The sequence below is a fragment of the Buchananella sp. 103232 genome, from assembly GCF_058725725.1.
The window spans coordinates 168,116-178,243 of the sequence record NZ_JBZXJM010000033.1 but is presented as its reverse complement, the minus strand read 5'-3'; the positions used below and the strand labels follow the sequence as shown (position 1 = coordinate 178,243).

9 protein-coding genes are annotated in these 10,128 nt (G+C 70.8%); 5 read left to right on the top strand and 4 right to left on the bottom strand.

Annotated features, from left to right (window positions below; genetic code table 11):
- Positions 1 to 544: 544 nt before the first annotated feature.
- The 3 genes from AC4PWQ_RS05900 to AC4PWQ_RS05890 form a co-directional block, all read right to left on the bottom strand.
- The gene (locus tag AC4PWQ_RS05900; RefSeq protein WP_492090062.1) at positions 545 to 688 is read right to left on the bottom strand and encodes a hypothetical protein; all 144 of its coding nucleotides are present in this window, start codon (positions 686 to 688) and stop codon (positions 545 to 547) included.
- A 316-nt stretch (positions 689 to 1,004) separates the two neighbouring features.
- Positions 1,005 to 1,604, bottom strand: coding sequence for an imidazoleglycerol-phosphate dehydratase HisB (gene hisB / locus AC4PWQ_RS05895; RefSeq protein ID WP_371164785.1), 600 nt, complete (start codon positions 1,602 to 1,604; stop codon positions 1,005 to 1,007).
- Positions 1,601 to 2,719, bottom strand: a complete 1,119-nt coding sequence (locus AC4PWQ_RS05890; protein WP_371173982.1) for a histidinol-phosphate transaminase — start codon at positions 2,717 to 2,719, stop codon at positions 1,601 to 1,603. Before AC4PWQ_RS05890 ends, hisB begins: the two co-directional genes overlap by 4 nt.
- Before the next feature lie 37 nt (positions 2,720 to 2,756).
- On the opposite strand from AC4PWQ_RS05890, the gene AC4PWQ_RS05885 reads away from it, so the two are divergent.
- Positions 2,757 to 3,815, top strand: a complete 1,059-nt coding sequence (locus tag AC4PWQ_RS05885; protein ID WP_492090061.1) for a MupG family TIM beta-alpha barrel fold protein — start codon at positions 2,757 to 2,759, stop codon at positions 3,813 to 3,815.
- A gap of 83 nt (positions 3,816 to 3,898) precedes the next feature.
- Here AC4PWQ_RS05885 and hisD read toward each other — a convergent pair whose 3' ends face one another.
- The gene (gene hisD / locus AC4PWQ_RS05880; RefSeq protein ID WP_492090060.1) at positions 3,899 to 5,254 is read right to left on the bottom strand and encodes a histidinol dehydrogenase; all 1,356 of its coding nucleotides are present in this window, start codon (positions 5,252 to 5,254) and stop codon (positions 3,899 to 3,901) included.
- Between the two features lie 39 nt (positions 5,255 to 5,293).
- Here hisD and AC4PWQ_RS05875 point away from each other — a divergent pair, with 39 nt between their 5' ends.
- The 4 genes from AC4PWQ_RS05875 (at position 5,294) to AC4PWQ_RS05860 (ending at position 10,081) form a co-directional block, all read left to right on the top strand.
- Complete coding sequence (locus tag AC4PWQ_RS05875; RefSeq protein WP_371152426.1) at positions 5,294 to 5,527, top strand: RNA-binding S4 domain-containing protein; 234 nt, start codon at positions 5,294 to 5,296, stop codon at positions 5,525 to 5,527.
- 328 nt (positions 5,528 to 5,855) lie between these two features.
- Positions 5,856 to 6,416: a hypothetical protein gene (locus AC4PWQ_RS05870; RefSeq protein ID WP_492090059.1), complete on the top strand. Its 561-nt coding sequence runs from the start codon at positions 5,856 to 5,858 to the stop codon at positions 6,414 to 6,416.
- 221 nt (positions 6,417 to 6,637) lie between these two features.
- On the top strand, positions 6,638 to 7,324 hold the full coding sequence (locus AC4PWQ_RS05865) for a hypothetical protein (RefSeq protein ID WP_371152428.1): 687 nt from the start codon (positions 6,638 to 6,640) through the stop codon (positions 7,322 to 7,324).
- 651 nt (positions 7,325 to 7,975) lie between these two features.
- The gene (locus tag AC4PWQ_RS05860) at positions 7,976 to 10,081 is read left to right on the top strand and encodes an FG-GAP repeat domain-containing protein (RefSeq protein ID WP_492090058.1); all 2,106 of its coding nucleotides are present in this window, start codon (positions 7,976 to 7,978) and stop codon (positions 10,079 to 10,081) included.
- Positions 10,082 to 10,128: the final 47 nt, after the last annotated feature.

The window sequence follows — 10,128 nt, the reverse complement described above, 5'->3', positions numbered from 1 at the left end:
CCAGTTTTCTTGGGGACCCATAGACGTTTTTCGTGCGCCGCTTCAGAAAGACCCAGCCGCGCGCCTTAGTCCGGCCGCACCCGGCGAACAGACCGTGTGGGGTGGGGGCGCCGTCAGCTCCCACCCCACCGGTCTGTTTTGGGTCGCCTTGCGCCCGACCCCGATTCGGGGGCGGGCGGATCGCTGGCTCAGGTGGACTCGGGTCCCCGGCGCCCCCGCCCTTGAAGCCCCAGCGGAACGAAAACGCGTTGCGGCTACTCGGAGGCGGCCGCCTCCGCCACGCGCTTTTGACCCCCGGCGGCAGGTCCTCCACCAGCGGGTCGGCCTGGGCCAGCACCAGCCCGGCAGGGATCTCCTGGCTCTCCTCGCCCTTGACGTAGCGGCGGGCGCTGATGTGCCCGGAGATGCCGGCGTCGATGCCCGGCGTCGGTGGCCAGCTCGCTGACCAGGGCGATCACCCCGTCCCGGGACAGGGCCGCCGAGCAGGGTCGCCGCCTTCTCCAGCACCGGGGAGGAGCCGGGCATGTTGCCGGTGCCCAGGAGCTCAGGCCACGTCCCAGTCGTCGGAGCCGACCACCTCCAGCTCCACCGCCGCGATGGCGCCGGTGCTCGTCTCCACCACCGCCATCTCCACGCCCTCCAGGCCCAGCATCATCTGCAGCGGCGTGCCCTTGGCGAACGGGGTCATGATCGCCCCCAGCCAGGGCCAGGCGCGCGGCGGGCGCCACCCCGGCCGGGGCGTCCAGGCCCTTCTGCAGGCAGGAAATCGGGGATGCTCGGCTCGTCCAGCAGGGCGTCGGCGGCAACGTCGTCCCCCCACCCGCCCAGTCAGGGCGTCGAGCCCGCCACCGCGCCGCCGGCGTCGTCCCCACACACGGCCGACGCCGACACGGTCGGCCGGCCCGGCGGCGTCGTCCAGTCCACCCAGTTCTGCCAGGTCCTCACCGGACAGGCCGGAGGCGGCCATCAGGCGGGAGAACTCGTCGTCCAGGTCGGCGTTTCCATCAGAGGGCGCCCTTGGTCGAGGGGATGCCGTCCACGCGCGGGTCCAGCGCCACGGCGGCGCGCAACGCGCGGGCCAGCGCCTTGAACTCGGCCTCCACGATATGGTGCGGGTCGCGGCCGGCCAGGACCCGCACGTGCAGGCAGATGCCCGCGTGCAGGGCCAGGGACTCCAGCACGTGCCCGGTCAGGGAGCCGGTGTAGTGCCCGCCGATGCGATGGAAGGCCAGCGCCTCCGGTTCGCCGGTGTGCACGCAGTAGGGGCGGCCGGAGACGTCCACCACGGCCTGCGCCAGCGCCTCGTCCAGCGGCACCAGGGCGTCACCGAAGCGGGCGATGCCGCGCTTGTCGCCCAGCGCCACCTTCAGGGCCTCGCCCAGGCAGATCGCCACGTCCTCCACGGTGTGGTGGGCATCGATGTGGGTGTCGCCGTGGGCCTGGACCTTCAGGTCGATCAGGGAGTGCTTGGACAGGGCCGTGAGCATGTGGTCGTAGAACGGCACGGTGGTTGAGATCTCGTTGGCGCCGGTCCCGTCCAGGTTCATCTCCACCCGGACGGTGGACTCGCTGGTGACGCGCTCGATTACGGCGGTGCGGCTCATGCGCAAATCTCCTTCAGTGCGGTGCGGAAGGCTTCCATTTCGCCGGGGGTGCCCACGCTGACGCGCAGGTATCCGGCGGGGCCCACCTCTCGAATGATTATTCCCCGCTCCAGCAGGGCGTTCCACACGAAGTGGCGGTCCTCGAAGGGGCCGAACAGAACAAAGTTGGCGTCGCTGTCCAGCGCGGTCAAGGCCATCTCGCCGCGCAGCCACTCCACCAGGGCGTCGCGCTCGGCGCGCAGGGAGGCCACCTGGGCCATGAGCTCGTCCTGGTGCTCCAGGGCGCCCAGGGCGGCCGCCTGGGTGACGGCGGAGAGGTGGTAGGGCAGGCGCACCACGGTCAGGGCGTCCACGATCTCCTGGGAGGCGCCGCAGTAGCCCAGGCGCAGGCCGGCGGCCCCGAAGGCCTTGGACATGGTGCGGGTGACCACCAGGTGCGGGTTGTCAGCCAGCAGGGTAAGGGCGCTGTCCACGCCCTCGCGGCGAAACTCCCCGTAGGCCTCGTCGATCACGACCACGGTGGCGGTGGGCTCGCCGCCCGGCCCGGCCGGCCCGGAGGTGCGGGTCAGCTCCAGCAGTGCCTTGGTGGTGGAAAGGGGCAGGGCGGTGCCGGTGGGGTTGTTCGGGGAGGCCAGCACCAGCAGGGCGGGGCGGTGGCGCTCCAGCAGCTGCGCGGCGGCCGCCACGTCCACGCCGTAGTCCTCCCCGCGCGGGGCGGCCACGAACTCGGTGTGGGTGTCGCGCGCGTACTCCGGGTACATGGAGTAGGACGGGGTGAAGGTGAGCGCGCAGCGCCCCGGCCCGCCGAAGGCCAGGAACAGGTGAGTCATCACCTCGTTGGAGCCGTTGGCTGCCCACACCTGCATGGGCGGCAGGCTCACGCCGGACTCGCGCGCCAGGTAGGCGGCCAGCGCGGTGCGCAGCTCCACGAAGTCGCGGTCCGGGTAGCGGTTTAGCCGCACCGCCGCCTGCGCCACGCGCGCCGCGATGGTCTCAACCACCCGCTGCGAGAGCGGGTAGGGGTTCTCGTTGACGTTCAGCACCACGGGCACGTCCGGGTGCGGGGCGCCGTAGGGGGCAACGCCAATCAATTCGGGGCGCAGAGGGAGGTTCACGCGCCCAGTCTATGGGCCGGTGCGCTAATTTGAATCTATGGCTCAAGGCTTGACTCTGCCCCCGTTGTTTTACTCCGCCTACATCTCTTCCTTCGCCGAGTACCGCGACGCGCTCAGGGAGCGAATCCGCCCCGGGGACTGGGTGTTCATCTGCCTGCACATGGGCGAGGAGGCGGAGCAGCCCGGCTACCGCGAGCGCGTGCAGGAGGTTTGCGCCGAGTTGCATTCGTGGGGCGCGCGCATCATGGCCGACGTCGCCGGCCGCACCCTGGAGTACTACGGTTGCTCGTCGCTGATCGAGCTGGTCACCGAGCTGGGCATCGAGAGCGCCCGCGTGGACTACGGGGTGAGCCGCGAGGAGATGGTGGAGCTGGCCGAGCACTGCATCTTGGCGGTGAACGCGGCGTTCGTGGCTGAGGAGCACCGCCCGCTGCTGCGATCGGAGTTCCTCTCCACCCACAACTATTACCCGCTGGCGGGCAGCGGCGTGAGCGCGCAGTTCCTGTTGCCGCCCACCCGGATCCTGCACGACTGCGGCGTGGAGGTCTACGCCTTCATCCCGGGCGATTCGCGCCTGCGCCACCCCGCCGGGGAGGGCCTGCCCACCGTGGAGTCGCACCGCGCCCTGCCCCCTTACGTGGGCTACGTGGAGCTGGCCACGGTGTGCGAGCAGGACGCCGTGTTCGTGGGTGATCCGTGGCTGAGCGACGAGCAGGTCGGCCTGATTGAGCAGGCGCGCTCCACCGGCGTGCTGCCCGTGCCCGCCCACCTGTACGCGGAGGGCAGTCAGTGGTACGACGTTCCGCTCACCCTGCGGTTGGATTCGCCGCAGTCCGTTTTCCGCGTGGTGGAGTCGCGCGAGTACGCGACCAAGGGGGACGACGTTGCCCAGTTGCGCCCCTGGGCCCGCCCGGCCGGCACGATCACCGTCCACAACGAGAACTACCCGCGCTACACGGGCGAGGTGCAGGTGGCCCGCCAGGATCTGCCGGCCGACCCGCGCGTGAACGTGATCGGGCACGTGCTGCCGGAGTACCGCGAGCTGCTGCGCCTGCTGCAGCCGGGCTGGCAGGTGCGCCTGGTGAAGGTGGGCTGAGCCGGGGGCCGCGCCTGCTACGGGCCGCGCGCCCCGGGCCGACTAAGCCCTACTGGCCGTCCGCTCCCCGGGCCGCCTCAGCCCTACTGGCCGCGCACCTGGGCGGCGTGGGCGTGGGCCGGCAGGTCCTCGGCCACCGCCAGGGCGGACAGGGCCGGGGTGAGGCTGGCCAGCGCCTGGCGCGAGTACTCCACCACCTGCATGGGCTTGAGGTAGGCCATCGCAGACAGGCCCGCGTCGTAGCGGGCCGTGCCCCCGGTGGGCAGCACGTGGTTGGAGCCGGCCATGTAGTCACCCAGCGGGACCGGGGAGTAGGAGCCCACAAAGATCGCTCCGGCGTTGTAAATCCGCTCGGCCACGGCGGCAGCGTCGTCCACCTGGATCTCCAGGTGCTCGGCCGCGTAGGCGTTGGCCACCAGCACGGCGGCGTCGATGCTGTCCACCAGCACGATCCCGGACTGCGGGCCGGTCAGGGCGGTGGCCACGCGCTCGGTGTGCTTGGTGAGGGCGGCCTGGGCGGCGATCTCCCGCTGCACGGCGTCGGCCAGCTCGGGGCTGTCGGTGATCAGCACGCTGGCGGCGGCAGGGTCGTGCTCGGCCTGGCTGATCAGGTCGGCGGCCACGTAGGCGGGGTTGGCGGTGGCGTCGGCGATCACGGCGATCTCCGTGGTGCCGGCCTCGGCGTCGATGCCGCACTCGGAGCGCACCGCCCGCTTGGCGGCCGCCACGTAGGCGTTGCCCGGTCCCGTCACCACGTCCACCGGGGCGCACAGCCACTCCCCCGTGCAGGCGGCCGCGTCCTCAGCCGTCTCCGGGCGGGCGCCGTAGGCGAACATGGCGATCGCCTGCGCGCCACCGGCCGCGTAGACCTCGGTGACACCGGTGAGGTGGGCGGCGGCCAGGATCGTCGGGTGCGGCAGGCCCCCGAACTCCTTTTGCGGCGGGGAGGCCAACGCCACCTGCGGCACGCCCGCGGCCTGCGCCGCCACGGCGTTCATCACCACCGAAGACGGGTAGACCGCCAGGCCACCCGGCGCGTACAAGCCCACGCGGCGCACCGGCACCCAGCGCTGGTGCACGAACCCGCCCGGCACCACCTCCGTGGACGTGGCCGGGGGCACCTGCACCGCGTGCGCCTTGCGGGCGTTGGAGATGGCCACCTCCAGGGCCGCGCGCACCTGCGGGTCCAGCTCCCGGGCGGCGCGCTCCAGCTCGTGCGCCGGCACCCGCAGGTGCAGCGGACGCACCCCGTCGAAGCGCTCGGCCGCGGCGCGCAGGGCGGCCGCGCCGCGCTGGCGGACGTCGTCCAGTACCGGGCGCACCCGCTCCAGGGCGTCCTCCACCTTCATCTCCGCACGCGGCAGGCGGGCCGCGACGCTCGCCGCGTCCAGCTCCTCGCCACGCAGGTCCAGCACACTCAGGGCAACCGGGGTAGTCATGGGCAAAAGGATAGGGCCCGGCTCTGCCACAATTGAGCAATGCCCACATACGAGACGATCCCGGTACGCGGCGTGATCCGCCTAGGCCAGTTCCTCAAGCTCACCGGCCTGGTGGAGGACGGCGCCACCGCCACCATCGCCATCCAGTCCGGCGACGTGCTAGTCAACGGCGCCGTGGAGCAGCGGCGCGGTGCCCAGCTGGCCGCCGGCGACGTGGTGGAGATCGACCTGCCCACCGGCCGCGAGGGCGCCGTGGTGGGCGAGGGCATCTAGGCCCGGGCCGGGTGCTGCGGGCCGGGCGCGAGGACGCCGATCAGGCGTCGCAGGGCAGCCACTCCCCGCGCCCTTGGTCGTGCCTTCACCGCTGTTGAGATTGCCTCAATGTGGCGTAGTCCGGGACTTTTTCTCCGCTTGCTCGCCGCCCAGAAACGCTATTTTCTCTTTTATGAAGTCCATGCGGGAGAGGCAGAGCGACGGTGGTCGGCGCGGGAGCGCTAGCACCGTCGGGTGGACGCCCCGCTTTGGGTTAATCGCTTTAGCGGTTGGAATTACGCTGGGGATTGCGGCCTGCGGCTCAACTGGCCAGGATGCGCCGGAGCCGGTGGACCCGAATAAGAGCGCGCTGGCGATTTCCCCGCAACCGGTGCCCTCCGCGAGCGCTGCGGCGAGCAGTGAGTCAAAGGCCGCGCCCGGAGGGGACACCTACCAAGCGGTGGACCTCGAGGCGCCCCGACTGAGCGACGTCGCCGCCGAACCTAGCGTCGATGGCGCCGAGGCCTACGCCTACTTCCTTTTCCACGGCTGGGCCTACGCGATTCAGTCCAACGACGTGGACTGGTGGCGCGCCAACGCGCAGGGCTCTGCCCCCTGGCTGGAGAGCATCGCGCACGTGCTGGTGGAGGGCGCCCACGCCGGGACGGCGGCTAAGGTGGCCGACTTCCAGCCCTACACGGTTCGGCGCGGCACCAACCCGGACAACCCGGACGAACACGTCGTCGTACTCCAGGCACAGGTGGACACGATTTACGAGGTGTCAAGGGACGGTGCGCAAGCTGTTGACACGCCAGCTATGCTGACGGAGTTCGCAGTGATTCTCTCTTACACTGACGGCAGGTGGCTCATTAAGGACGCCGAAATGACGCAAGCCCAGGGGCAGCAGTGATTCATTGGCTTATTGCACTATCGCTTGCGCTTTCCGCTCCCGTCGCAACGGGTAAGTATCACGGCGAGTCCGGCGGCAACAACGGCGAAGTCACCATTTCTTCCACGGACATTTGGGCCGACCCCGCCCCGCCCCCGCCTCCGGTTTTCCAGCCGCCGGCGCCGCCGGCGCACCACGCACCGCAGCAGGCACCTCGCCCGGGGGCCGGCGGGCATTCGCGGGTGGAGCCGCCCAAGGCTCCCAGGCCGCCCGCCCAGCCGGCACCGAAGCCGGCTTGGACCCCCAAGCCGGAGCCCAAGCCAGAGGCACCCAAGCCCGAGCACGAGGCGCCCAAGTCTTGCCCCAGCCCGAAGCCGACCAAGCCGCCGGCCTCCGGTGGCTCGTGCGGCTGCCCGAATGCCGCCGCGCCGCCGGCTGCGGCCCCGGGCACTCCCAGCCCTGCGGCCACTCCGGGCGTCTCCGTAACGGAGATGGCCACGGTGCGAATCACGCCGTCTGTCATCACGATGTGGCCCTCATCCGGGGACGTGCTGATCAACCTGCGCACTCCGGTGATGACCAGCGGCAACCCGCAGATCCATTCCGTGATGCTGCGCGGGGAGCAGATCAACGTGCGCGCCACCCCGATCGAGTTCACCTGGGACTTCGGCGACGGCACCGAGTTCACCACCACCGACCCGGGCACTCCCTTCCCGAACGCCTCGATCTCGCACCAGTACCTGACGCGCTCCCCCAAGACCCGCATCACCCTGACGACCACCTGGAAGGCCGAGTTCCAGCACCCGGGGACAGGGGCGTGGCACCCGGTCAGTGGCACGGTGAAGACCACCAGCCACTCGCGCTGGTTTGCTCGCAAGATGGCCCAGGCGTTCCTGACCGACGAGGCCGAGCGGCTCCAGGGCCGCTAGCCTCCCGGGCCGCTCCGGGTAGCGCGTTGGCACCCGGCTGGATGGCGCTCCCGACGGCGACTCTTCAACGCGCCATGCGCACGGGCGGAACGCGGCGCAAGGTCGGGGCCTTGGCCTTTCGGCCCGGCAAGCTGGTCTCACCCCAACTAGCCGTGCCCAATCTCGACGTTTGTGGCTTCAACTAGACGAATGGCCCCCAATCTCGACGTTTGTGGCCTCAACTAGACGATTCGCCCCCAATCTCGACGTTCGCCGTCTCAACTAGACGATTCGCCCCCAATCTCGACGTTCGCCGTCTCAACTAGACGATTCGCCCCCAATCTCGACGTTTGCCGGGGCTCCATCGTCGAGTTGAACAGCCAAACGTCTAGTTGAAGACCCAAACGTCGAAATCAGAGAGGGCCAGCGCTGGTTCACGGCGCACACCACCGCCACCCCGACGCCTCAGCGGGCCGGCGCCCGCCATCGCCCGCCATCGCCGGTCCACGACCAGGCACCGCTCCCGGAAACCCCACGCCCGGACCGGGGAAAAGCCGCTTTTCTTACGCCGCGTCTTCTTAGCGGCTCACAACTTGGACACCCCTATTTACCTGCACTAAGGTGAGGCGTCCCTAACTTCTAACACTTAATTGAAGGATGGTTGCGCTCGACATGACTCGACCTCGCATCTCTCACCGCTTGCCGCTCACGGCACTCCTGAGCGCCCCGCTACTGTGCGCCGGGCTTCTGCTGCCGCAGGCCGCCCTGGCCGCTCCGGCCGACCAGCCGGACGCCCCCGGCGTGGCCGACGTTCCTCGCACCTCCGGCGAACAGACCGGCCACCTTTTGGACGACGAGGACCTGGGCGGCTCAGGCAACACCTCCGGCACCGAGTCCGGCACCGGCACGGGCAGCGACACCGGCTCCACCTCGGGCAGCGATGAGGAGGAGTCCACCACCGGCCCGGACAAGCCCACCACTCCCCCGCCGGCGGCCCCGGACATCCCGGCGGGCGTGGAGACCGTGGACTCGGCGGAGCGCAAGGTCTGGCTGGGTGAGTTCAGCTCCAGCTTCGGCACGGTGCTGGCGCGCGGCGCGTGCGACGTGACGGGTGACGGCAAGCCGGACGTGATCAGCGGCAACCTGACGCGCTCGGAGTGGAAGTACGACCCGTACTACTGGGACTCCCCGAACAAGGGTTGGGTCAGCAACGTCACCGGCGCGGTGCAGATCGTCCCGGGCGGTACCCCGGGTGCGGCGCTGACTAAGGACAACTCGATCACGATCGTCGGCCCGCGAGACACGGGCGAGGAAGGCGTGGACGCCACGATTGGCCTGTCGGTGGCCTGCCTGGGTGACACGAACGGCGACGGGGTGGATGACCTGGCGGTCGGCTCGCACACGATGGGGCGCGCCTGGGTGCTTAACGGCGGCCCCGGCCTGGCGAGCGTGGACCTGTCCGCGCTCACCCCGGCGCAGGGCTTCACGGTGAAGCTGCCTGCGTTTGGTGCCCCGGCGGCGCACTTGGCGCCGGCTGGTGACGTGAACGGCGACGGCCTGGCTGACCTGGCCGTGGTGCACTCCAACCTGCGCCCGATTACGGGTGCGGCGAAGGACCAGGGCGTGGCTTTCGTGGTGGCGGGCGCTCGCGCCGGCCAGGATGTGGACCTGACTGACCCGCTGGCTGAGAACGCCCGCGTGATCGCCCGCGTGGTGACGCCGCTGGATCACCTGGCCACCTCTTTCACGGCGGTGGGTGATGTGAACAAGGACGGCCGCACGGACTTCGTGCTGACGGACTACAGCCACTCCCGCCAGGAGAACTTTGTGCACGGCCGTGCTTGGCTGCTCACGGGCGTGAAGCCGGGCGCGCGGATCGACCTGGGCCAGGCTTTCGAGGGCGCGGTGATCGAGGCGGTTGGTACTACCTCGCTGCGCCTGGGCATCGGTAACTCGGTGGCGCCGGCCGGCGACGTGGACGGTGACGGCTTCGGTGACTTCGTGATCGGTTTCGACGGCGGCAACCTGATGAACGTGGGGCGCGGTGGCGTGGCGCTGGTGCACGGCAACGCCAGCGTGTCGGCGCAGGTGCGCATTTCCCCGGAGGGCCAGTTGGACGACGTTGCCTCCGCCCTGCGTGTGAATATCGTGCGCGGCGCGGCGGCCGGTGATGGCTTCGGTTACGCGGTGGACGTGCTGCCGGGCGCGAAGGGCACGGGCCTGGTGGCCGTGGGTGCGCAGGGCGCCGAGGGCGGCAATGGCCGCAGCTACGTGTTCCCGCTGAGCGCGTTCAATGCCCCGGTGCGCGGGATCGCGGACCTGGGCGCGGAGGCGACGGTGTTGGAGTCCCCCGGCGCTAAGTCCCGCTCGGGCCGCAGCGTGGCCTTCGTGGGCTCGCTGCTGGGCGGCCCGACCCTGGCCGTGGGTGGCGATGGCGTGATCCACGACGACCTGGGCGGCGACGAGGGCTGGGCCCACGCGGCCCACGTGATGGCCGTGAAGGTCAAGCAGCCGGCCCCGGCGCCCGACCCGCAGACGCCGGGCCAGTCGGGTGGCTCCGAGGGCGGGGCGACGCCTCAGCCCACGGTGAAGCCGACCGCGAAGCCGACCGCTCCCGCCCCTGCCGCCACCAAGGCGGCCCCGGCCGCGCAGGCGAAGAAGGGCGGCAAGCAGCTGGCCAAGACCGGTCTGGGTGCCTCCCCGGCGCTGGCTGCGGCGCTGACTGCTGGCGGCTTGGCGCTGCTGGCGCTGCACCGCCGCAACCGGGTCGCCCGGTGACCGGGGGCCCGCGCTGAACGACGGGTCTGCCCCATAGCACTGGCGGG

Bases quoted from the DNA above. Each gene is read 5' to 3' on its own strand.
- AC4PWQ_RS05900 (WP_492090062.1), bottom strand. From the start codon at position 688: ATGACCCCGTTCGCCAAGGGCACGCCGCTGCAGATGATGCTGGGCCTG.
- AC4PWQ_RS05885 (WP_492090061.1), top strand. From the start codon at position 2,757: ATGGCTCAAGGCTTGACTCTGCCCCCGTTGTTTTACTCCGCCTACATC.
- hisD (WP_492090060.1), bottom strand. From the start codon at position 5,254: ATGACTACCCCGGTTGCCCTGAGTGTGCTGGACCTGCGTGGCGAGGAG.
- hisB (WP_371164785.1), bottom strand. From the start codon at position 1,604: ATGAGCCGCACCGCCGTAATCGAGCGCGTCACCAGCGAGTCCACCGTC.
- AC4PWQ_RS05860 (WP_492090058.1), top strand. From the start codon at position 7,976: ATGACTCGACCTCGCATCTCTCACCGCTTGCCGCTCACGGCACTCCTG.
- AC4PWQ_RS05875 (WP_371152426.1), top strand. From the start codon at position 5,294: ATGCCCACATACGAGACGATCCCGGTACGCGGCGTGATCCGCCTAGGC.